General features: G+C 26.3%; 24 protein-coding genes. 6 read left to right on the forward strand and 18 right to left on the reverse strand.

The features are described 5' to 3' along the window. Window position 1: 1 nt before the first annotated feature. The 7 genes from GQX97_RS03350 to GQX97_RS03380 form a co-directional block, all read right to left on the reverse strand. Window positions 2–448, reverse strand: a complete 447-nt coding sequence (locus GQX97_RS03350) for a hypothetical protein (protein ID WP_157150535.1) — start codon at window positions 446–448, stop codon at window positions 2–4. Window positions 449–576: 128 nt separating this feature from the next. Further along, entirely contained in the window at window positions 577–1,281 is a 705-nt protein-coding gene (gene jag, locus GQX97_RS03355; RefSeq protein WP_157150536.1) for an RNA-binding cell elongation regulator Jag/EloR, read from the reverse strand. Window positions 1,282–1,307: 26 nt separating this feature from the next. Further along, window positions 1,308–3,158 carry a membrane protein insertase YidC gene (gene yidC / locus GQX97_RS03360; protein WP_198391193.1) on the reverse strand — a complete coding sequence of 617 codons (1,851 nt, stop codon included), beginning with the start codon at window positions 3,156–3,158 and terminating at the stop codon, window positions 1,308–1,310. A 26-nt stretch (window positions 3,159–3,184) separates the two neighbouring features. After that, window positions 3,185–3,397, reverse strand: coding sequence for a membrane protein insertion efficiency factor YidD (yidD, locus tag GQX97_RS03365; RefSeq protein ID WP_157150537.1), 213 nt, complete (start codon window positions 3,395–3,397; stop codon window positions 3,185–3,187). Window positions 3,398–3,412: 15 nt separating this feature from the next. Then, window positions 3,413–3,829, reverse strand: coding sequence for a ribonuclease P protein component (gene rnpA / locus GQX97_RS03370; RefSeq protein ID WP_157150538.1), 417 nt, complete (start codon window positions 3,827–3,829; stop codon window positions 3,413–3,415). Continuing rightward, window positions 3,822–3,965: a 50S ribosomal protein L34 gene (gene rpmH, locus GQX97_RS03375; RefSeq protein WP_014933193.1), complete on the reverse strand. Its 144-nt coding sequence runs from the start codon at window positions 3,963–3,965 to the stop codon at window positions 3,822–3,824. Before rpmH ends, rnpA begins: the two co-directional genes overlap by 8 nt. A gap of 146 nt (window positions 3,966–4,111) precedes the next feature. Continuing rightward, window positions 4,112–4,414, reverse strand: coding sequence for a hypothetical protein (locus GQX97_RS03380; protein WP_157150539.1), 303 nt, complete (start codon window positions 4,412–4,414; stop codon window positions 4,112–4,114). Window positions 4,415–4,513: 99 nt separating this feature from the next. Between GQX97_RS03380 and GQX97_RS03385 the strand changes: the two genes are divergently transcribed. Further along, window positions 4,514–5,074 (forward strand): DUF4416 family protein, encoded by a 561-nt coding sequence (locus GQX97_RS03385; protein WP_198391194.1) that lies wholly within the window; start codon window positions 4,514–4,516, stop codon window positions 5,072–5,074. Here the strand turns inward: GQX97_RS03385 and GQX97_RS03390 are convergent. From GQX97_RS03390 to GQX97_RS03425, 10 genes are all read right to left on the reverse strand, one after another. Beyond that, the gene (locus GQX97_RS03390; RefSeq protein ID WP_157150540.1) at window positions 5,071–7,326 is read right to left on the reverse strand and encodes a methyl-accepting chemotaxis protein; all 2,256 of its coding nucleotides are present in this window, start codon (window positions 7,324–7,326) and stop codon (window positions 5,071–5,073) included. The two genes, GQX97_RS03385 and GQX97_RS03390, sit on opposite strands and share 4 nt — an antisense overlap. Before the next feature lie 64 nt (window positions 7,327–7,390). After that, window positions 7,391–8,794 (reverse strand): UDP-N-acetylmuramoyl-L-alanine--D-glutamate ligase, encoded by a 1,404-nt coding sequence (murD, locus tag GQX97_RS03395; protein WP_157150541.1) that lies wholly within the window; start codon window positions 8,792–8,794, stop codon window positions 7,391–7,393. A gap of 146 nt (window positions 8,795–8,940) precedes the next feature. Then, window positions 8,941–9,339 carry a copper homeostasis protein gene (locus GQX97_RS03400; RefSeq protein WP_157150542.1) on the reverse strand — a complete coding sequence of 133 codons (399 nt, stop codon included), beginning with the start codon at window positions 9,337–9,339 and terminating at the stop codon, window positions 8,941–8,943. 97 nt (window positions 9,340–9,436) lie between these two features. Next, a complete protein-coding gene (locus tag GQX97_RS14905) occupies window positions 9,437–9,664 on the reverse strand; it encodes a hypothetical protein (RefSeq protein ID WP_232473249.1) in 228 nt (75 codons plus the stop codon). Window positions 9,665–9,717: 53 nt separating this feature from the next. Further along, window positions 9,718–9,969 carry a hypothetical protein gene (locus GQX97_RS14910; RefSeq protein WP_232473250.1) on the reverse strand — a complete coding sequence of 84 codons (252 nt, stop codon included), beginning with the start codon at window positions 9,967–9,969 and terminating at the stop codon, window positions 9,718–9,720. A gap of 71 nt (window positions 9,970–10,040) precedes the next feature. Beyond that, the gene (locus tag GQX97_RS14915; protein ID WP_232473251.1) at window positions 10,041–10,205 is read right to left on the reverse strand and encodes a hypothetical protein; all 165 of its coding nucleotides are present in this window, start codon (window positions 10,203–10,205) and stop codon (window positions 10,041–10,043) included. Window positions 10,206–10,326: 121 nt separating this feature from the next. Beyond that, window positions 10,327–12,876, reverse strand: coding sequence for a polysaccharide pyruvyl transferase family protein (locus tag GQX97_RS03410; protein ID WP_232473252.1), 2,550 nt, complete (start codon window positions 12,874–12,876; stop codon window positions 10,327–10,329). A 137-nt stretch (window positions 12,877–13,013) separates the two neighbouring features. Beyond that, complete coding sequence (gene lysS, locus GQX97_RS03415) at window positions 13,014–14,534, reverse strand: lysine--tRNA ligase (RefSeq protein WP_157150543.1); 1,521 nt, start codon at window positions 14,532–14,534, stop codon at window positions 13,014–13,016. Between the two features lie 143 nt (window positions 14,535–14,677). Continuing rightward, complete coding sequence (locus GQX97_RS03420) at window positions 14,678–15,181, reverse strand: DUF2262 domain-containing protein (protein ID WP_157150544.1); 504 nt, start codon at window positions 15,179–15,181, stop codon at window positions 14,678–14,680. 59 nt (window positions 15,182–15,240) lie between these two features. Then, a complete protein-coding gene (locus GQX97_RS03425; RefSeq protein ID WP_157150545.1) occupies window positions 15,241–15,873 on the reverse strand; it encodes an AAA family ATPase in 633 nt (210 codons plus the stop codon). Window positions 15,874–16,042: 169 nt separating this feature from the next. Between GQX97_RS03425 and GQX97_RS03430 the strand changes: the two genes are divergently transcribed. The 5 genes from GQX97_RS03430 (at window position 16,043) to GQX97_RS03450 (ending at window position 22,779) form a co-directional block, all read left to right on the forward strand. Next, complete coding sequence (locus GQX97_RS03430) at window positions 16,043–17,995, forward strand: ABC transporter ATP-binding protein (RefSeq protein WP_157150546.1); 1,953 nt, start codon at window positions 16,043–16,045, stop codon at window positions 17,993–17,995. Window positions 17,996–18,000: 5 nt separating this feature from the next. Continuing rightward, on the forward strand, window positions 18,001–18,591 hold the full coding sequence (rdgB, locus tag GQX97_RS03435; RefSeq protein WP_157150547.1) for an RdgB/HAM1 family non-canonical purine NTP pyrophosphatase: 591 nt from the start codon (window positions 18,001–18,003) through the stop codon (window positions 18,589–18,591). Window positions 18,592–18,709: 118 nt separating this feature from the next. Next, window positions 18,710–19,744, forward strand: a complete 1,035-nt coding sequence (locus GQX97_RS03440) for an NADH:flavin oxidoreductase/NADH oxidase (RefSeq protein ID WP_157150548.1) — start codon at window positions 18,710–18,712, stop codon at window positions 19,742–19,744. Window positions 19,745–19,922: 178 nt separating this feature from the next. After that, window positions 19,923–21,752, forward strand: coding sequence for an ankyrin repeat domain-containing protein (locus GQX97_RS03445; protein ID WP_157150549.1), 1,830 nt, complete (start codon window positions 19,923–19,925; stop codon window positions 21,750–21,752). 67 nt (window positions 21,753–21,819) lie between these two features. Further along, on the forward strand, window positions 21,820–22,779 hold the full coding sequence (locus tag GQX97_RS03450) for an ABC transporter ATP-binding protein (protein WP_157150550.1): 960 nt from the start codon (window positions 21,820–21,822) through the stop codon (window positions 22,777–22,779). Here the strand turns inward: GQX97_RS03450 and GQX97_RS03455 are convergent. After that, entirely contained in the window at window positions 22,772–24,316 is a 1,545-nt protein-coding gene (locus GQX97_RS03455; protein ID WP_232473253.1) for a hypothetical protein, read from the reverse strand. The genes GQX97_RS03450 and GQX97_RS03455 overlap by 8 nt on opposite strands. Window positions 24,317–24,390: the final 74 nt, after the last annotated feature.

Here is a 24,390-nt window from a genome sequence, read left to right on the forward strand (position 1 = left end):
ATTACTTTTTATTACATACAAAACTTTTACCTATAAGAGTTGGATATAATATATTTTTTGTAAACTTAATTGTAAGAGACGAAGCATCTTCAGAAAAAGTTAAAGAACCCTCTACAAATTTTTGATTTGCTTTAGGTACAGAAAAAGTGTAATCTAATCCTTTTCCTTCAACATCTAAATATAATAAATAATCAGGTTCATTTGTATTATTGCTGTTAATAGAAGATGATAATTTGTTATATTTTATAGCTACCCATAAATATGCATTTTTTAAGTTTGTATCTACACTTGAAGCATCAAAACTATCAACTGAAACATAACTACTTTTATTAAACTGCTCTAAACCTTTTGAATAATCAACACTAAATGCATCATTACCAGTTTTATCTTTATTGGAACAGCTAATAAATAAAACAACAAAAATAAAGTACAATGATTTTTTTATCATTTTATCTTCCCTCCAATAAATTATTTAATAATATAATATAACTATTTTTAATATTTTACAATAAAAATAAAAAAGGCCGCATTTTATTTATGCAGCCTCAATTTTTGTATAAATTATTTTTTAATTAGTTATCTATTTCTGTAATAGGATTTATTATATCCGCCCTTATCATTATATCTTTTATTATTGTATCCGCCTTTCTTTTTAGAATAAACTCTAACACTTCTATATGGCGGTTCACCATCACTTTTAGTTTCTACATCTTGGTCATTTTGTAATTCTAAGTGTATTATTCTTCTTTCATAAGGAGACATAGGCTCAAGTGAAACAGTTCTTCTAGTTCTTTTAGCTTGCTGTGCAGCTTGACGAGCCATATGCTTTAAAGTCTCTTCACGTCTGTCTCTATATCCATCAACATCTAATATAATATGTCTCTCATTATCATCGCCAAATTTTTTAGAAGCTATTAATGATATTATGAACTGTAAAGCCTCTAAAGTATTTCCTTTTTTACCAATTAAAACTCCAGAATCTTCTGTAGAAATATCTATATATATTCTTTTTTCAGTTTCTTCTTTTACAGTTACTTCAGCATTAATACCCATATATTTTAAAACAGTGGCCATAATTTCTTGAAACTCATTCAAATCATTAGCCAATTCTTCATAAAAAACTCTTATAATAGTGGGCGAATCTTCTCCTATTCCAAGAATACTCCTTTTACCTTTGTCTATCACCTCTACTCTAACTTGATCCTCTGTAAGATTAAGTTCTGTAAGGGCATTATTAATAGCGTCTCTCTCAGATTTGCCACTAAACTCTTTTACTAACATAATTTCCTCCTTAAAAAAGAATAAATCTATTTTCTTTTCTTTTTTGCATTTCTTTTTTTAGTATATTTTTCTTCAACAACCGTTTCATTATTAGAATCATTTTTATTTAAAAGTTTTGAAGTTATAAATTGCTGAATTACCCCAAAAATATTCTGTGCTGTCCAATATAAAGCCAAACCGCTTGCAAAATTGTAGAACATAAAAAGCATCATAAGCGGGAATATAGTAGTCATCATCTTCATCTGCATAGCAGCCTGTCCAGAAGCACCTGCAGAAGAAGAAGGCTGTATCTTCATACTAACATAACTTGTAACAGCCATAAGTATAGGGAATAAATTGAAATTAAAACCGCCCAAAATAGGTATAGATGCTGGAAATACAAATAACCTATCTGGAGAAGATAAATCTGTAATCCACAAGAAAGGAGTATTTCTAAGCTCTACCATAGACTGCATCAAATAGAAAAATGCTATAAGAAGCGGGAAAGGTAAAAGCATAGGTAAACATCCGCCCAAAGGATTAATTTTCTCTTTCTTATAAATATTCATTATTTCAGCATTTAATTTTTCAGGATTATCTTTATACTGCTCTCTAATACGTTCTATTTTAGGATTAGCCAGCTGCATCTTTCTCATGGATTTATATGAAGCATGGTTAAGCGGATAAGTAACAATTTTAAATAGTAAAGTAAATAATATTATCGCCCAAGCATAACTCTTAGTAAAACCATATAAAACATTCAAAATAACATCTAATATATAAGTTAAAGGTCTTAAATTAAGCCCTAAGAAAGATTCTTGGAATATTGATTCATAAGACTCTTCAAGATAATACTTAGAGAATATTCTTCTTACCTTTGGTCCTATATAAACAGAATAAGTGTCTACAACTGAAGAACCAGATTTTATATTATGCTCAGATATTAAATTAGCAACATGGAAATCATTTCTATATTCATTAGTAACAGGCCTAGAAAAAGTCATAGTTTCAAACTTAGCATTAGACTGTGCGGGGCTAGAAATAATAGCAAAATATCTATTATTTAAAGCCACCCATTTATCCTGACCTTCATAAATATTGTATCTAACATTATTAGTTTTAGCACCATTACCAAAACCGAACAATTTTGAGAATATATTTTCTTTAACTATATCCCCAGTAAGAAGAACTTTTGACTTACCATTACCCTTTATTAAATACTGTGCCTTTGTAGCATCTTCTCTCACAGCATTTTTCTCAGTCCTATAAGGCCCAATACCAGTACCCAAAAAATAAGAATAATACATAGATAGATCTTTTTCTCCAAGATTTTCTATAGTTACTGTATTAGTTAATTGATAAGGGTCTTCACCAAAAGCAAAAGTCTTTTTTATTCTTATAGGATTTCCCTCTAAAGAAGCATCTGCCACATATGTAATAGTATTATTTTCTTTCACAGAATAATAATTAAAAATATTAGGTAAAGCTATAGAGTTTGATAGGTTTTGAAAAGTTAGAGTAAAAGGATATATACCTTCATAAACCTGCTCTACCATATCAACAATTTCATTTGTTATCTCAGAATCTTGTTTATAATAATTTTTAAGTTTATATGAAAACAAAGAACCATTTTTAAATGTAGCTATAACATAATCATTTTCTAATGTTTCAGTAGTATCATTAGTTAAACTATCATTAGTTATATAATCAACTTTTTGTATTTCTGAAGTATTTAATAATACGTTTTGATTTTCAATATTATTATTTTGATTTGTATTGTTAGTTTGTATATTTTCATTTGCTACGGGTTTAATTGTTTTAGCCTGATAGAACATATATGCAAACAAGATTACTCCAGAAAGTGCAACGGCTAAAATCATTCTCTTGTTATTACTCATAAAACAAAAAAGCTCCTTAAAAATAATTATGGAACAGGATCATATATTTTTTTAGCAAGGGGATTACACCTAAGTACTCTTGCTATAGCGAGAAAACTGCCTTTAAAAGCACCATATTTAATAACAGCCTCTTTAGCATATTCAGAACAAGAAGGAATATACCTACAAGAAGGCTTAAGATATGGTGATATTGCTTTTTGATATATAAAAATTAAAAACAATAATATTTTCTTAAGCATAAAAAACCAAATCCACTAAATCCTATTAAACAACTTCATTAACTCTTTTTTATAATCCAAAAATGAACGGGAAATGTATCTATTAATAATGATAAAATAGTCATACCCTAAAGGTATATTAGTTTTTTCTGTTCTATAGATTTCTCTAACAATTCTTTTCACCCTATTTCTTTTTACAGCATTAGCTTTATTTCTTTTTATTGTTACAACAAATCTAGAATAAGAACGATTATTTTGCTTTACAAGCATAGTAAAAAAATAATTACTATACTTTAGCAAATTAGAATTATCATTTTTATTAAAAAAACAAATTATATCTTTTTTATTTTTAAGTTTTTCTTTACGATATAATCTAAATGATACTCTCTTATTTTTTTCCCGATCATTAATCAGATTAGTATTACCATTTAATGATTGATTAACATCACTCATCGGCAGAAGTTAAACGATATCTACCCTTTCTTCTTCTACGTTTTAATACATCTCTACCGTGCTTTGTTGCCATACGTTTAAAAAAACCAAATTTCCTAGCACGACGCAACTTACTTGGCTGATAAGTACGTTTCATTTTTTCTCCTTCAAAGATTATATTTATCTTAATTTATTAAGTTAATAGCAATTTAAATTATGATGCTTAAATATACTTTATAATTATTTTTTTGTCAAGCATAAAACATTTATCATAATATAATAAAAAACAGAAAACGCATATTCTTATTCAATTTTTTTAACCCATTTTATTGTATATCTGTCAAAAGATTTACTTCTATCGGCAAGCCATAGTGTTTCTTTTTTAACTTTAGCTTCTATACTAATGATTTTACCCTGATATTTAGAATACTCTTCAAAAAAATCTTTATCAAAATAATAATCTATATTGTTTTCTGATATAACTACATTTGGAAAAAGATAAGTACCTACTACTCTAATCTCACCTGTTATAACCTGCTTCTTAGCAAAAAGCATAATAAATAATAAAGAAATAATAGACACAGCCTTAAAAAAATTATTATTCATAAACCAAAATACCTTATTTATAATCTAATAATATATTATTATTAAAATTATGTCCATATAGCTATTGAACATAAAATTAAATTAATATATTATACTACAATGAGTAAATCTATTAAACAATCAAAAGCAGTGCTTGTTATTGCATTAATGTATAGTGAATCTGAAATATATAATAATACTTTGAACGAACTAATAAACAATTTTGGAAACACTAAAATAATTGGAGAAGAGTATTTATTTTCTCATTCTCATTATTATGCTGATGAAATGGGAGAAGATTTAAAAAAAAGATTTATAGTATTTGAAAATATGATAGAGCGAGATTATATAGTAGAAGTAAAAAAAATAACTGATGAAATAGAAAAAAAATATTTAGACAGTAATAATAACAGAAAAATAAATATAGACCCTGCAATACTTACTTTAGAAAACTTTGTGCTAGTAACAAATAAAAACTTCACTCATAGAATATATTTAAAAGACGGAGTATTTGCTGATTTAACTCTAATATACAAAAAGAAAAAAGGATATACTGAACTACCTTGGACTTACGCAGACTATTCAAGCAATGAAACAAAGCTCTTTTTAAAACAAATAAGAGAGCTATTCTATAATAAATTAATAGAAAGCTCCCCATTTGGTTCAAACTGGAATAATTAATAATCTTTTATATCAGCAGTTTTTACAAACTCTTTATCCCAAACACCAATATGTTCTATTAAGAGCTTTGCTAGAAGTCTAGAGAAATCTTCAGCAATATTTCGCCAATTAGAACTAGTTTTAAATGCTTCATATTCTTCATTAATAGCTTTAATAAACTTTTTATGTTCCTCAAAATGTTCTTTTATTTTTGGATAATTCTCTTTATTTTGCATTTGTATTTTCTGCTCTTCAGAGAAGTGATATTTAGTATAATCTATAGCACCTTTAAATGCTTCATCAACTTCATTTTTATCATTATTGTATAGAGCATGATGCACTTTATTAGCATAATCTATAATCTGTTTATGCTGTTCATCTATTATTTTATTATGTGTATAATATTGACTAGTCCACTCTAATCTACGAGGACCAACCTTAAAAAAGCTCATAGCATTAAATAATTCTTCCATTTGTTTTTCAAGTTCCTGAGAAGATTCCTGCATAGAATATACTAAACTAGTATTTTCTTGAGTCTTAGAATCCATATTCATAACAGCACTATTGATATTATTAATGCCAGCCATCTGTTCATTTGTTGTATTAACCATATCTTCTATTACTTTTGTTGTTTCATTTATTTTATTTTCTATATCAGCAAATAATTCTCTAGATGTATTAGCAGAATTGGTAGCATTTTTTACTTTTTCATTACTGCCGTTAATAAAAGAAGTTATATTATTAACAGAGCTTTGTGTAGTCTGCGCCAAATTTCTAACTTCAGAAGCTACAACTGCAAACCCTCTTCCTTGTTCACCAGCACGTGCTGCCTCTACAGAAGCATTTAAGGCAAGTATATTAGTTTGAAAAGCAATGTCTTCTATAAACTTTACTAAACCGCTAATTTTATTACTATATTCAAAGGCTTCTTCTGTATTTTTTGCAGTTTCTGCTATGATACTTCCTGCTTTCTCTATAGCATCCCTTGACTCTATCATCATCTTATTAATTAAATTAGCATTTTCCACAGATTTTTCTATAGTGCTTGATATCTCCTCTGTAGCTTCTGCTGTTTTACTTAAAGAATCTATTTGTTCATTTGTTCTGTTATATAAATCTTTGTTGGCATAAGAAAGCGAATAGGCTGTTTTTTTAGTTAAGTCTATATTAGAATTTGCTGTTTCAATTATGCTCTTCATAGAATTTCTTATATTGTCAAAACTTCTTATTAAATAGCCCATTTCATCTTTTCTGTTTAAATATTTATCAGCTATATTAAAAGTTAAATCTCCGTCAGATATGATACTAGCCACCCTCAATGCTTCATTAACATAAGAAATAAGTCTCTTAGTAAATAAAATAGCAAAAGAAACCAAAACACCTATAACAACAATAGCAGTTATTATGGCATACAAAACCATATTTCTTGAAGGAGCATATAACTCACTTTTAGCCATAGAAACTATAATATACCAATTTGTATTTTTTATATTATGAAATGACATATAATATACTTCTTTGGCATCTTTATAAGTAATGATACCATTTTTATCTTTTATCACTGTTTCATATGGCGGATAATTATCTGTTGTCAATATTTTATTTTTATCTTTATGAGCTAATATCTTTTTATTTTTATCTATAATAACAATTTGACCAGAATTACCTATACTAAAATTGATAATAAATCTATCAACAAAATCTGCCCAATTTACATTACCTACTAAAACCCCTATTAAATTACCATTATTATCTTTTATACCATGCCATAATCTATAAGTTGGAAGCCCTGTCATTAGAGATTTTTCTATACTATCTTCACCTCCTGTATTATATCCAGAAGCTTCAAACATTTTCCAATCTTCATTTGCTTTATTAATTGATACTCCTAATAAGTTTCCTCCTGAAGAATCTAAAATAGCGTTTCCTGCTGTATCTATAATGATAAAGTTCAAAAAAGAATTTTTACTATCTGCAAAAGATTTTAATGCATCTTCAGCATTTAATCTTAAAACAGTATCATTTGTATTTTGAAGAAAATTAATAACATCATTATTTTTAGAGAAATTCACCATAGAATTATTATTATCTTCAAACCATAAATCAACAAGCTTATTATAAGACAAAACATTCGACTCAAGCCCATTTCTCACTATAACATCCATCGCCTTTGATGCCAAAAGAGAAACCATAATTATACTAGATATTGTAGCAATTATAACTGAAACTGTAACTATAAAAGGTATCTTAAATATTAATTTATGAACATTCATCTATACTATTACCTCTAAAAAATTAGTTTTTTTAATTTATTTTATTTAAATTTAATAAAAATTATTAAAAAGTATTCAATTCATTAACTAAACTTTTAAAATATTTTCCTCTCTCTTCATAATTTTTAAAACTATCAAAACTTGCACATCCCGGTGAAAGCAAAACAGTATCTCCTTTTACAGCTATTTCTTTAGCATAATTAAACGCTTCTGTGAAATCTCTCACAATAATTTTATTAGAAACCTCTATCATGTTGTTTAAATCGTCAGATGCTTCACCTGTGAGAATAAGTTTTTTTACTCTCTCTTCTATAATCGACTTTAAAGGTTTAAAATCTATACCCTTATTTCTTCCACCCATAATGAGTATGATGTCTTTATCAAACGCTTTCAAAGCACTCATAACAGCACTCATTGATGTTGCCTTAGAATCATTTATATATCTTACTCCGTCAATTTCTCTTACAAACTCTAATCTATGCTCTATGCTTTTAAAATTATTAACAGCTTTATCTATATATTCTACTGGTATATTATCTTTTAAACACACCAAAACAGAAGCTAAAATATTTTCTATGTTATGCATTCCAAGAAGTTGTCTTTTTGCTATAGAAAATAATTTTTCATTGTTATAATACAAACATTCATCTTCACTGTTATAATATAAATTAGCTTCTTTACATTTAGTAGAAAAAGTTAATACATTAAAAGCTAAATCTTTTGTTTTTATAAGTTCATTATAATATATATTAGTATAATAATTGTCATAATTCAATATTAAAAAGTCATCGCCATTTTGATTTTTAGTAATATTTTTTTTGGTATTAAAATAATCTTCTATATCATCATACCTATCTAAATGGTCTTCAGCTATATTTAGTATAACAGAAATATGAGAATGAAAATTATAAACTGTTTCTAACTGAAAACTAGAAAGTTCTAATACTATATCTTCATCTTTTTCTATACTTTCAACTTCTTTAGAAAAAGTATTTCCAACATTGCCTAATAATCTAGCCTTTTTATAGGAACTTATAATACTATAAATTAAATTAACTGTAGTAGTTTTGCCATCTGTACCTGTTACTGATATATAATTTCTATCTGGAATTAAATTATAAGCAAACTCTATCTCCCCTATAACTTTTATACTTCTTTTTTTAGCCTCTTTCACTATATCTATGCTTTGAGGCACTCCGGGAGACATTATTATCAATGTAATATCTTCTAAAACATTTATATCTTGCTTTCCAAAGTGTAATTTTATATTTTTATCTTTTAATGCTTCTATACTTGTTTTTAATTCTTCTTTTGTTTTACTATCACTTAGAGCATATTTAATATTAATATTATTATTGCAATTTATATCATACAAAACATTGGCAATACTAACTCCGCTTCTTAATGTAGCACCTAGTATTAATATATTTTGTTTTTCTAAATAGTTTATATATTCTTTATTAAGCATTTTTATTCCAATTTTTTTTCTTTATATTATACCAAAAAGAGTAATAAATTTAAATGTGTTTTATACATATAAAAAAAGCTAACTTATGTAATTACATATAAGTTAGCTTTAATTCTTCTACATTAACAACAAAATTAACAATAAAATTATTCAGTAAATAAAGGAGTAGTTTTATTAGTATCAAATCCTATAATCTTTGTAACTATTAAATATTTGTTGGTAGTGCCTTCTTCCATACCTGCCCTATTTTCCAAATAACCTTCTACTTTAAGATTAACTTTAGTAGGCTCAGCAAAATTAAAAGCAGTATATTCTCTCTCTAAATTAATATACTCCCCTTCCATAGCTACAGGATAATTTTTCATCTCTGCATAGTTACTAAATATGGCAGAATCAGCGTAATAAACAAAATCTCCTTCAAAATAAGTAGTCTTTGAAGTTAATTGTGCTTCATTTGGCATAGCAGCACTTTCATTCTTTTCTGTTTTATTAGAGCAAGAAATAGCTAAAATAAATACTATAAATAGTAAAAATATTCTCTTCATTTTTTGTCCTTTCTATATAATAGAATAGATTTTAACATAAATATTTTTTTGTTACAAATTTACCTAATATCATAAACATATTCATTTATTAATTTTTCTACTTAATTAAAATTAATATTTTTTTTATTTTAAATACTCCTAATGTATCTGCTTTTTCTACAATATCTAAGTAATTGAGTAGTACATTATAATATTCTCTATTAAAGAAATCATGTATTATAATTACAGCATTTCTACAATAAAATATGCTATTTAATACACAAGCAACTCTAAATCTACCATCAACAAGTATAGTATCTATATTGTTCATTTCTTCTTTACTCAATTTAGTAAACACATATTTAGAATAATTAGGATATGACTCTCTAGCAGAATCATCTATGGTCTACTCCAATCTCCAACTTTTCCTATATCTACATAATAAAATTTTAATCTAGAAGCTTGTTCTGCTTCAAAAATAGTATTATTATTTCTCATATATTCAAGCCAGTTAGGATCTCCTTCTATAGATATTATATTGGCATTTGTCATTTTTGATACTATAGAAGTACTACCATCAGCTCCAAATTCAATATAATTTTTACTATTTTTTATATGTTTTATAAATAATTCTCTCTCAGAATTGCTCATATGAATAGGTAATTTAATATTTAATTTTTCTAAGTTATTTAATATCAGTTCAAAATTTTTAGATAAGTTATTTATTTTTTATTTAAATCTTCATATTTTTTATTATTATTTTTCATTTCTTTCAATAATTCGATATTTAAATTAACACTATAGATTAAGTATTCCCTAACAGCATTTCTTAAATTTTTAAAAGGTATCCACCAGACTATTTTATTCATTATTTCATCTATGTTCATAATATCTCCTATGCAAATAAATTTATGCAATAAACAACCTATGCTACATTTTTTGAATGTAACATAGGTTGTAATTTTTTAGTTTTTAAATTATTATAAACCTGTATGTACTCTTTACATATTATTTCTGGTCTGGTCTGGTCTGGTCTGGTCTGGTCTGGTCTGGTCTTATTTTAAATTTAGACCTAAAACTTTCACGCCACTTTTTTACTGGTATCCACCAAGCTATTTTATTAATACTATTTTCATTAACTCTAAAAGTAAATTTTATTCCAAACAAATATGCAAAAATATAATTATTTGTATTATAAATTCCAAAAAATTTTATCCAATTTCTATTTTCTCTAATTTCATTAATTAATTTCATTTTTTCATTATTAAGTCTTATCAATTCATCACTTATCTGATTTATTCTATTATCTAATTTTGGAATTATATTTTTATTTAATTTACTAATATTAATTTTTAACTCATTATTTTCTTTTATAAGTATATTTATAATATTAGTTTTATAATCATCATCTTTTATTTTTTTATCAGAATACAAAGCATTTTTTATCCATTCTAAAGATCTATCTTTTTCTTTTTCTAAAATATTATTTATTTCGGTATAGTCCATATAGAATAAAAGTTCATAGTTAATGGCATTGGTTTCATTTACTATATCTTTAGAGATAGGTAAAAGTCTATTTTTTATATCAAATAAATTCAAAATAGAATTTATCCTATTTAGGTTGCTTTCATAATAATCATAACGCAAACATAAAAAAGGTTTATTATATATAATAGAAAAACACGTCCCATGAAACCCATCTGTTATAATACATGAAGCATTCTTTATTAAAGATAACCACTCTTCAGGTTTTTCTATAAAACCATCACTTCTATGATTTGAAAATATAACTTTTTTATTTATTTTTAAAGCTATTTCATTAACAACTTCTTTCACTTTTTCTTTACTATGTACATAACAAAAAATATAATCCGATATATTTTCATCATTATAAATCAACTTATCATATTCTTTTCTATCTATTAAAAATACAGGATCTAATACAAAATCTGATTTTATATTTAAATTCTCATTAAAAAAATTAACTGTTTTCTTTTCTCTAATGGAAATATAATCAAATAATGATAAATAATATTTCACAGTTTGATTGTATACATAGTCTGAGTATAATTTTTGATTATCATCACCTACAGAAGTAGAAATAGCTATCTTTTTCTTGCTATTTTCCACAAATTCTAAAAAATATATATATTTACTATAATCAGATACCATATCTCTAGATAAAAAATTGTTCCATAATTGATCCGAAGCTGTTATGAACATATCACATTTATTATTCAATTCATGTAAAGATTCTTTATTTATATTATCAAATATATTAACATAATATTTTTCAGCGAATTCTCTAGCAATTCCTTTACTATAATAATTATACATGTTAGCATCTTTATCTAGTGTATCTAATACTAATATTGAAAAACCAAGATTTTCTAATAATTTATATAAAGCATAATATGTTAATATAGCACCATAGTTATTAGCAAACCAAAAACCTACTAAACATATATCAAATTTGTCATAATTTAAGAATAATTCCTTTAAACTCTCTTTGTCAAAATTATCAAAAAAATATTTTCTATTCCCTAATACTTTGATTTTTCCATTTATTCCTCCATTTGAAGGTTTTATAGAAGTAACATTCTTATAGGTAAAAGAACTATTTATAATATCGAATATATATTTAGCTTTTTTGCTATTTATTAATGTAAGACCTACTCCCTTATTATCATTATCTTTTACACCCCAATAATCACCAATACTAATATCTCCAACCCTTTCATATTTTCTATATTTACAACGTAAACATTCTTCTTTCACAGATATATGTTTTAAAAATGATTGTATATAAATATCATAACAACCCCTAGATATATATTCTCTATTATCCCATTTAATATATATCTTATGATCAGCATTCCAACCAAATTTTTCTTTATCTCTAAAACTAACATACTCTATATTTTTAATTTCTTCATCTGTAAATAATTCTTTTAAATACTTTTTCCAAACTTTTTGAGGTACTATACTATTACAAAGCAAATCAACTGTAATTAAATTATCATAATCTTTTCCTAAATAAGAGTATAAAGCAGATACCTGGCAAGGACATCCGCTAAATAATACTTGCTTTTTTTCATTAAGTAATTTTTTTATTTCTAAAAAAGTATTTCTTAAACTACTTTCTATATATTTAGAGCCTCTTAATTTATCTAAATCTTGTTCATTATTAATTATAATATGCTCAACTCCAAGCCAATCTTTAGTAAAAGCAGCTCCACATACATAACCATTATTTTCCAATACATAATTAGCTAATATAGTAAACATACCGCCTGATGAACTTTTCATCCTTATATCATCACTAGCTCTAACATCATATATTTCTTGTTTGAAATTGGTTTTAAAATTATCATTCAAAGCATGACATTTTTTTACACACAAACCGCAATTTGTACATCTATCTTCATCTATTAGAGGATAACGAAATCCTTCTTTTGTCTCTATCATTTCTATAGCATTATGAGGACATACTTTTTCACAAACAGAACAACCAGTACATTCTATTTTATTTAAAATATCTATACTATTATTTTTCACAAATTACTCCATTTATTATAATTTTTTGATTAGCTTGCTTGCTTTAATAAAGTATAAAGCTAAATAATTTAATTTATTTGATATATTCATACACTATTATTATATAATAAAATAATATTAATATCAAATAAATTTCACTATTCTAACTTTCTCATTTGGGGGAAAAGAATAGTATCTCTAATGCTAGGCACATTTAAGAAAAGTATAGCCATTCTATCTATTCCTATGCCAAGACCGCCTGTAGGAGGAAGCCCATATTCTAATGCGTTAATAAAATCTAAATCCATATCCATAGTTTCATCTTCACCGCGAGCTTTTGCTTTTAACTGCTCTTCAAAACGCTCTTTTTGGTCTATTGGGTCATTAAGCTCACTAAATCCATTAGACATCTCCATTCCGCCAATAAAGAGTTCGTATCTCTCTGTAATGTCTGGATTGTCAGGATAAGATTTTGAAAGAGGAGAAACTGCTTTAGGATAATTAATAACAAATGTAGGCTGAATAAGTTTTTCTTCAACTTTCTCTTCAAATACCGCAACCATTACTTCCCATTTAGTAGGCTTGCTTTTTGAAGTGTCTATCTCTACTCCTATTGATTTTGCTTTTGATATAGCTTCATCGTCTGATTCTATAGCATTGAAATCAAGACCTGAATGCTCTTTAACTAAATCAACCATAGGTATTCTTGCAAATGGAGGCTTAAAATTAATCTCATAATCTTTATATTGAGAGTTATATTTTCCATTTAATTTAAAACATACTTTTGAGAACACCTCTTCTACCAATTCCATAACCTTGTGGAAATTAGCATAAGCCATATAAGCTTCCATCATAGTAAACTCTGGATTATGTCTTGTAGATATTCCTTCATTACGGAAATTTCTGTTAAGCTCAAATACTTTATCAAAACCGCCAACTATAAGCCTTTTTAAATAAAGTTCAGGTGCTATTCTTAAATAAAGTGTCATATCTAAAGTATTATGATGTGTAACAAATGGTTTAGCCTTAGCTCCTCCAATTAATGGGTGCATCATAGGAGTTTCTACTTCAAGAAAGTTATTTTCTATCATTACTTCTCTTATAGCAGATATCATTTTAGAACGTTTAATAAATGCTTCTTTAACGTCATCATTCATTATTAAATCAACATATCTTTGTCTATAACGAAGCTCTGTGTCAGTTAGTCCGTGGAATTTTTCAGGAAGCGGATTTAATGATTTTGTAAGAAGCTTTAATTCGCTTGCATATATTGTAATCTCTCCTGTTTTTGTTTTAAAAACAGTTCCTTTTACTCCAACAATATCACCTATATCTATAAGTTTTTTGAATACTGTATTATAAAACTCATCGCCAAGCTTATCTTTTTGTATATAAGCTTGAATAGTGCCTACTGAATCTTTTATAGTTAAAAATGAAGATTTACCCATAACTCTATAAAGCATAATTCTTCCAGCAACGGCAACTTCAGTTTCATTCTTTTCAAGCTCTTCAAATTTCTCTGCTATATCCTTTGATTTATAAGTTACATCATAACTATTTGGAAACGGGTTTATTCCCATACTTCTTAATGTGTTTAACTTTTCTTTTCTGTTTTCTTTTTCTACACTAGTATTTTTTTCATTTTGTGTGTTTTCAGAATGATTTTGATTTTCTGACATTAAATTATCCCTCTTAACAAATATTTCTATTTTAACAGTTTAAATAACTGAAAATAATACAATAAATATATATTATATTAAAAAAAAACTCTATAACAAAAAAATGATTATTTAAAAGAAAAATAATAAAATTAATTAACAAATTATCCCGCTAAATCACCATACTCAATATTTTTATCGCCATCAACATAAACTATCAAAGAATGATGCTTAAAATAATCAGGTTCAAAAAGTATATGCATAGTAGTATCTGGTCTAGATTCATCTTCCTCAAAATCAATTAGTATGCTATCTAAATACATAGCCTTATAAAAATCTTCCTCTTTTATTGGAATATTAATTATCTCGCCAATAGCATTTTGATAAGAATTATCATCTATTTGTTTATTTGTAGAAACCCACTCTTCTGCCAAAGTAATACATTGTTTTGAAATAAGAAAGTCAGAAATAGCTTTTTTATGCTCTTCTATCCATTTCAATATTTCATTAATTTTATCTGCATATTTTAATAACATATCAGATTTATTCGATTCCTCTCCAAAATCTATAATCAAACTAATATTCTCATCTTCCCATAAATTGCATGAAGCTTCATAAGAAAAATAATCACTTTCAGAAAAATCTTTTATTTGTAAAGAATTTGACATCTCTAACTAATCCTAAAATAGTTTTGTTAATAGTATAATACATTAAATTATAAAATTCATCATTTTTTTATATTTTTTAATTTTTTATTCATACCATATATTATAATATCGCAAATCTCATCATAATTAAAACAACCGCTATCTAAAGTCATATTATAATTTATCATATTCCCCCATTCTTCTCCAGTATAATATTTATGATAATTATATCTATAAGAATCCATATTCTTTAACTCTCTCTCAGCATTTTCTATATTTACTCCATATTCTTCATTTATTCTTTTTATTCTATTTTCTATAGAAGAGTGAATAAATACATTAAAAGAATTATCAGAATATTTTAATATAAAACTAGCACACCTCCCTATTATAATAGCTGATTCTTTTTTAGCTATATCACTTATTACTTTGCTTTGTATTTCAAATATTCTATCTAGTGTAGAATAAGTTTTATTTCCTGCAAAAGGGCTTTCAAATTTTCTTTTATTATATGCTGTAAAAAATATATTATCATTTATAAAACATTCATCTTTCAATTCTATAATACCTCTAGCTAATCCTGTTTTATCAACAACTATATCAATCAATTCTTTATCATAAAAATTGACATTCAGTATTTTAGCTAATTTCTCTCCAATTAGCCTTCCTCCGCTTCCATATTGTCTGCTTATTGTTATAATAAAATTATCCATAAAACTATATTAACTTTTATAAAATATTGTTAAATATTATAATATAAAAAATATTTAAATCCATACTAATAATTAACTATTATTCAAATTAATTGTTTTTTATTGCATTAATTAATAATTAAATATAAAATATATAAAACTTGATTGCATATAATTTTTAGGATTTTAAATGATAAAAAAAATAAAAGAATTTTTTAAAAAAGGAAATAAACCATTTGATTATGGAGCAGTTACAGAAGAACATAGAAAAAAATATTATGGTAAAATAGAAAAACATCCATATAAAAGAATGTGGTCATATGCTATGAGACATAAAAAGCTTTTTATACCATCTTTTATAATTAGCATAATGTATACAATAATTAATATACTTCCTCCTTTTTTTGGTCAATTAGCAATATCTATTACAGGCGGTAAAAGAGTTGATTTACTTGATAAAATACCTTTTGTAAATGAGTTAGCATCTAAATTTAGCAACATTAGTACAAAACAATTAGCAGAACAATTTTTAACAGCAGATAGCATAACTAATCCAATAGTAATAGCACAATTTGCTTTTATTATTATAATAGGCTTCATATATGTAATATTTCGTGTTAGTTTTGATTATATTAAAACATTTCTCTTTCAATTTACAGCACAAGAAATAGGCAAAGATGTTCGTGCTGATATGTTAAAAGGGTTAATGAATACGGATATAGCATATTTTAAACAAGAAAAAGAAGGCGATTTAATGAGCAGAGTCATTAATGAATCTGGAACTATAGAGAATTTTCTATCTACTACATTACCAAATATGATAACAGTACCTTTGACTTTAATACTCACATTAGCAGTATTATTAGTGTTAAATGTCAAACTTACTTTAGCATGTTTTATAGCTGCCCCGCTGATAGGACTTGGTATTGATAAAGTTTCAAAACTAATAAGAACAAGAGTTACAGCTGAGCAGAATTTATTAGGGGCTACTACTTCATTGATACAAGAAGATATAAGAGGAATAGAGGTTATAAAAATATTTTCTAAAGAAGATGAAGAAGTAACAAAATATAGAAAAGTATATGCCGATTTAATAGGATTTATGAGAAAAATAGCTTTGCTTACTTCGTTAAATAGACCTATGACAGAGCTTGTAATGATAGTAGCTATGCTTATAATACTTGCTTACGGCGGATTTTTAATATTTAAAGGTGAGATGCCTTTTGAGTTTTTGTGGGGATTTTTGCTTTATATGCTTAATATTTCAACTCCTGTAAGGGATTTATCTGGAATATTTATTAATCTTCAAAGAACCATGGGGATAGCTCAAAGGGTTTTTCAAATAATAGATTTACCTTCTGAACAAGTTGATGACCCTACTAAAAAAGAAATGAAACCAATAGAGCATTCTATAACTTTTGAAAATGTTAATTTTGAATATACTAAAAGAGGAGAAGAAAAACCTTTCCACTTAGGCCCTATTAGTTTTAATGTAAAAAAAGGAGATGTTGTTGCTTTTGTTGGTAATAGCGGCGGCGGTAAAACTACTTTAATAAGCCTTATACCTAAATTATTTACCCCTTCTGAAGGTGTTATTAGATTTGATGGTATAGATATTAACGAACTTAATACAAGAAGTGTGAGAAATCAAATTGGTGTGGTATCTCAAGAGAATATTTTATTTTATGGTACTGTAAGAGAAAATATACTTTATGCTAACCCTAATGCAACTGATGATGATTTATTAAGAGCTGCAAAAATAGCACATGCTGATGAGTTTATATTAAAACTTCCAAATGGATACGATACTCATATAGGTCCAAGAGGGGTAATGCTTTCAGGCGGTCAGCGTCAGCGTATAGCTTTAGCAAGGGCAGTATTAAAAAAACCTTCTATATTAATACTTGATGAAGCTACAAGTGCATTAGATACAGAAAGTGAAATGTATGTTCAAAAAGCATTAAATGAAATTATTAACCTTCAAACTACATTTGTAATTGCACATAGATTATCTACTATAAAAAATGCTACTTACATTTGTGTTGTCGAAAATGGTAAGATTACAGAATCTGGCACACATGAAGAGCTTATGAAAAAAGGCGGAAAATATCAGTATTTGTATTCGCTTCAGTTTAGGGATTAATATTTATGATAAATAAATTAGTAATAGCTACAGCTAATAAGCATAAATTAACTGAAATACAAAACATATTCAAAGACTCTGCAAAAGAGATATTGCCAATGCCTGCAGATATTGGAGAGATAATAGAAGATGGAAATAGCTTTATAGAAAACTCTCTAATAAAAGCAAGAGCTGTATATAATCATACAAAACTACCCTCTTTGGCAGATGATTCGGGTATTTGCATAAATGCTCTTAATGGAAAGCCCGGAATATATTCTGCAAGATACGGCGGAGAAAATTTAGGCTATAAAGAAAAGATGCAGTTAATATTAGATAAATTAAAAAATAAAAATGATAGAACGGCTTATTTTATCACTTCTGCGGTATGTGTATTAGATAATAATTATTATATAGCTTTAGAGGGGAGAGTTGATGGAGTGATAATTGAAAGCCCTAAAGGTTTTGATGGATTCGGTTATGACCCTATATTTAAGCCTAATGGATATGATGTTACATATGCAGAGATGACCTTAGAGCAAAAAAACTCTATGAGCCATAGAGCAATAGCTATGAATAAAATGAAAGAAATATTGTATAATATAAACAACTTTTAATATATAATAAATTCTAAGCTTTCAATATATAAAAAAACAATATTAAGCATTTGAATTATTTTTTATTTTTTATTATAATATACCCTATCTAAGCATATTATTTTAAGGAGTTTTTATAATGAAAGCAGAAAAAAGTAATCTTTTTACACCTTTACAAATAGGTAATATAGAAATAAAAAACAGAGTTGTAATGCCTCCAATGTGTATGTATAGTGCTGAAGACGGATATGTTAATGATTGGCACATACAGCATTATGCTACAAGGGCTATAGGAGGAACTGGTTTAATAATAGTAGAAGCTACTGGAGTTTTACCTTATGTAAGCAACATTACTGATAATGATTTGGCTATATGGGACGATAAATATATTGACGGTTTAAGCAAATTAGTAAATGCAGTTCATGCTAATGGAGCAAAAATTGGTATACAGATTAATCATGCTGGAAGAAAATGCGAGTCTACAAAAATAGATAAAATATACGCTCCAAGTGCTATAGCATTCAATGAAAAATTTAGAACACCTGTAGAAATGACACAATCAGATATTAATGAAGTAGTAGATGCTTTTGCTAGTGCTGCTGTAAGAGCTAAAAAGGCAGGATTTGACATCATAGAACTTCATGCTGCTCATGGTTATTTGATTTCTACATTCCTATCACCATTATCAAATAAAAGAACAGACGAATACGGCAAAAACAGAGCTAAATTCTTAGAAGAGATATTAAGAAAATGCCGCGAAGCTGTAGGAAGTGACTACCCTATACAAGTAAGAATATCTTCTTATGACTGGAGAGAAGGCGGAAACACTGTAAAAGATTTTGCTGAAATGCTAAAACCTTTAGAAGAAGCTAAATTAATAGATTCTATAAACGTTAGTACTGGAGCAGTTACAGCAGACGGTAAGATTATTCCTTATGAAGGCTATCAAGTGCCTTTCTGCAGAGAATTAAAACAATATATGACAGTGCCTTGTATAGGAGGAGGTCTTATATATGACCCTAAAATGGCTAATATGATGGTGAGAAATGGCGCTGCTGATGCTATATACATAGGCAGAGAATTATTGAGAAACCCTTATTGGGCATTACAGGCTGCAAGAATTTTAGGCATTGATGTACCATTCCCTAAACAATATGAAATGGCTAAAAGATAATTAATAATAATTGTTATATAGGCTTTATTATGCATATAAAAAATATGTGTAATAAAGCTTTTTTATTTAACACACGATTAACAAACAATTACTTCAAAAAAAATTTACTCTTTTAATTTATATAAAATATGTTATATTATATGCAAGTTTTTTAGCAAGTCTTTTAATAGGAAAGTTTATGAATAATAATAATCAATACGATGAAAATAAAAAATATTTATTTAAAGTACTAATTATAGCATTAGCAATTATTTTTATATTATTAATTGGTGCAGGAATACTTGTTGGTACATTCTTATTTATAACAAATAAAGCCAATTTAAATAAAATGGTAGACAATTATCATATATATGATGAAGCTATATACAATAAAAGGTATGGAGATAGCGTTGTAAAAGAGTTTGTAAATAATTATGGTGCTGATGTTAATGAAACTGATATAGAAAATAAAACTCCTCTCTATCATGCTGTTGAAGCAAACAATATAAAGGCTGTTAAATTCTTATTAGAAAATAAAGCAGATGCAGAAATATCAAGCGATGAAGGAATAACTCCTCTGCTCTTAGCAATAAAAAACAATAATAAAAAAATAGCAGAACTTCTAATAGAAGAAGGCAATGCTAACGTATATGGTTCTTATACTGGAGATGATATAGAAAATTATCCTATGTATTATGCAATATCTCAAACAAACAAAAGTATGATAAAATTATTATTAGATAATTCATTTGATTTAAAAAGAGAGCCTACAATTTTAAGTTATGCCATTGAAAACAGCGATAGAAGTATAGTTAAATATTTAGTAGATAATGGTGCGGATATTAATTATCAAAATGCTGATGGAAGCACTGTATTATATAATTCTATAGTATCATTAGATTATGATTTATTTAAATACTTTTTGGATAAAGGTTCAAAAGTAGAAAATAATAGTTTCAATAAAAAATATGGAAATGTTATAATGGCTGCTGCGGGCTCTAAGTTTAATAATAGTTCAAGCAAACAGCCTGTTGATTTAGTTCTTCTTCAAAATGGTGCTGCAAATAGTGCCAAAATAATGAAAGATATTATAACTAACTTTAATAAAAATGATATTAACAGTTATATAAATGGAATGAATGCTTTAATAATAGCTTCTGGTAATTCATATATAGACACTGTAAGAATACTTTTAGAAAATGGTGCTGATGTTAATTCTTATGACAATGATGGATGGACTTCTCTTATGTATGCTGCAAATAATGGAGATATAGAATTAGCTAAGTTACTTATTTCTAATAATGCAAATGTTAATATTCAAAGTTATGATTATAGTACTGCTTTAATGTGTGCTATAAAAAGCCCTATTGTAAAAAACAGAATACCTATGATAGAGTTATTAATAGCAAACAAAGCTGATATCAACACAACAGATGCTAATGGACTTGGTGCTTTAAATATTGCTATAATGAATAATGATATGGAATTAACAAAGTTTTTCATTACCAATAAAGCAGATTTAAATAAAACAACTATGGAAGATGGAAGCTCTTTAATAGAATATGCTATTAATACTGATAATATAGACTTGCTTCAGCTTTTAGTTGAAAATGGTGCTGATATTAATAGAGCAAATGATATATCAAGTTTAACACCTTTAATGAGAGCTTCAAGAACTGGGCTTGAAAATATAGTGAGAATATTACTTTCAAGAAATGTAGAATTAAATACTACAGATAAATATGGAAGCACTGCTTTACATATGGCAGCTGAAAACTCTCAATTAAACATTGTAAAACTTTTACTTAATAAAAAACCAAAGCTAAACATACAAAATCAATATGGAGATACTCCTTTACATAATGCTGTTAGAGCTGGAAATATTGATATAGTAAGTGAGCTTGTTATAGCTGGTGCTGATATCAATATAGAAAACAATAACGGAAAATTACCTATGGATATAGCAAGAGATAATAACAGTTTAGCTATATATGAAGTATTAAGACAAGCTCAAGACAATATACAATAAAAATATATAGATTGTAAATTTTTTATAATATATTATAATTAACATAATATTTAAGGTAATAATATATATGTCAATTATATTAAAAGTAGAAAATCTCAAGATGTATTATCACACATCTAAAGGCGATATAAAAGCCATTAATGATATTAGTTTTGATATAGAAGAAGGAGAGACTCTAGGCATTGTTGGCGAATCGGGATGCGGAAAAACATCTCTTGCCGCATCACTTTTAAGAATGCCCTCCCCTCCCGGAAAATATGAAGGCGGAAAAATTATATTAGACAATGAAGATATAATACCGCTTAAAGAAGAATATATAAGAAAAAATATAAGATGGTCAAAAATATCTATGGTCTTTCAGGGAGCTATGAACTCTCTCACTCCTGTATATACTATAGGCTATCAAATGCTTGAAACATTAAACAGACATGTTGATATGAATAAAAATGATGCATACAAACTCATAAAAGAATATTTAGGATATGTTGGTCTTCATGATAGTGTAATGGATAGATATCCGCATGAGCTTTCTGGAGGAATGAAACAAAGAGTTGTAATAGCAGCTGCTTTATTTTTAAAACCTAAATTAATAATATTAGATGAACCTACCACAGCATTGGATGTTATAGTGCAGGCTCAAATAATAAACCTATTAAAAAAACTAAAAAAAGATTTTAATTTATCATTTATATTTATTACTCATGATTTGGCATTAGAAGCAGAAATATCTGACAGAGTTTGTGTAATGTATGGAGGAAAAATAGCAGAGCTTGCCAAAAGTGAAGATATTTATAATAATCCAAAACACCCATATACAAAAAGATTATTAGCGGCTACTCCTAGACTTAAAAAAACAGTTGATAAATTAGAGTTTATAGAAGGGACTCCTCCTGATTTGCTTAATCCGCCAAAAGGATGCATGTTTTATGATAGATGCAAAGAGAGAATTGATAAGTGTAGATATGAAGAGCCTATTATAAAAAGTGGTTATAATAATCATTTATGTGCATGTCATTTAATTAATTAGTATTATTTTTATATTCTTTATAAGTTATATAAGCATTATTACTATATATAATTTCCATATTATTAGTTAAATTAAAATCTTTATTATTATAAATGGATATTATATGATATTTTATAGAAGAATTGCTGTCAGCTACAAAATTATTATCATCTATTTTTAAAAGCAATGAAGGATAATAACTATTGGTAGAAATATCAAAAGAATTACCATTAGCATCTTCTTTTATTTTATTTATATGAGGAATCATAAAATTCCATCCTGTTTTATTTTCATTCCTATACAAATGTTTCATTTCTATATAAACTGCTAATGGATTAAATAATATAAATATTAGAAATATATTGAATACTTTTTTTCCTTCAATTTTTTTCACTAAATATATTATAGGTATAAAAGTTAAAGGATATATATTGAGGAAATATCTAGCTCTTGCTGCCCCCAATTTTAATAGCATAAATAAAATTATTGTAATTATAATATAAAGAAAATATATTAATGCACTTTCCTTAAATATAAAATTTTCTTTATCTTCTAATTTCTTTTGAAAAAAATCTTTTAATAGTAAAATAAAAGCAAATAATCCTATTATTATGGATATAATATAAAAAATAAAACTAAATATAAGAGTTATATCACCATTAAACCAATGATTAAATATTGCTGATATACTATTTCTATAATTAGCATTAGGTTCATTGGTAGGAAAAAATAATATAGACCATATTTGAGGAGGCTGTATAATTGGTTTAGCTCTATTTCTAAATGATATTGCATTTATAAAATTAGAAAAACCATTATTTATATCAGATATTAAATAAGGCAAATATAATAGGAAAGATATAAATACTCCTATAGCTAGTGGAATTATATATTTTTTTGTATTCTTCCATCTTATAAATAAATAAACTATAATAGTTGGAATTAAATTAAAAAAAGCAGCCATGTGCCCCATTGCTTCCAAAGCTAATATTGGAAAAATTAATATGGCATAAAAATAATTAAACCTTTTTGCTGTTATATATTCTAATATTATTGGAATATGTATAAACGATAAAAGAAATGCTGTATGAGGATTATAAAATTTATTACTTACGGTAAAAAAAGTTATATTAACAAAAATCATAGATGTCATTATAGCTAATATTTTTAATCCGAATTTTTTATAAATCCATATTAAAAATACACATGAAAATAATGTCATTGCTATGCCATATAAAATTCTAGCTAAATCAAGATTTTCTCCAGATAAAAAATAAAAAAACATATATTCTAAATAAAAATATCCCCCAGGTATTCGTGCAGTTTCAATATACATATCTGATGAACTATCATAAGTATTACCTATATATGTACCGCCTTCTAATAAAGCACCCGTTACTGGAAAAATTTTATTATCATAATATTGTCTCATATGATAATAATGTTCTATCATATCAGAGTTTAGTGAATACATATTTGTCAATTCTACTCTTGTAAATATACCAACTATTATTGAAAATAAAATGATAATTATATATATATAATTATATTTTTTCATAAAAAATCCTAAATTTAATAGTTTAAATTATATTGTATATTTACATATAAATCAATATATAAAATTATAATGCT

It is taken from the genome of Brachyspira sp. SAP_772, from assembly GCF_009755885.1.
In the GTDB taxonomy this organism is placed as follows: Bacteria; Spirochaetota; Brachyspiria; order Brachyspirales; family Brachyspiraceae; genus Brachyspira.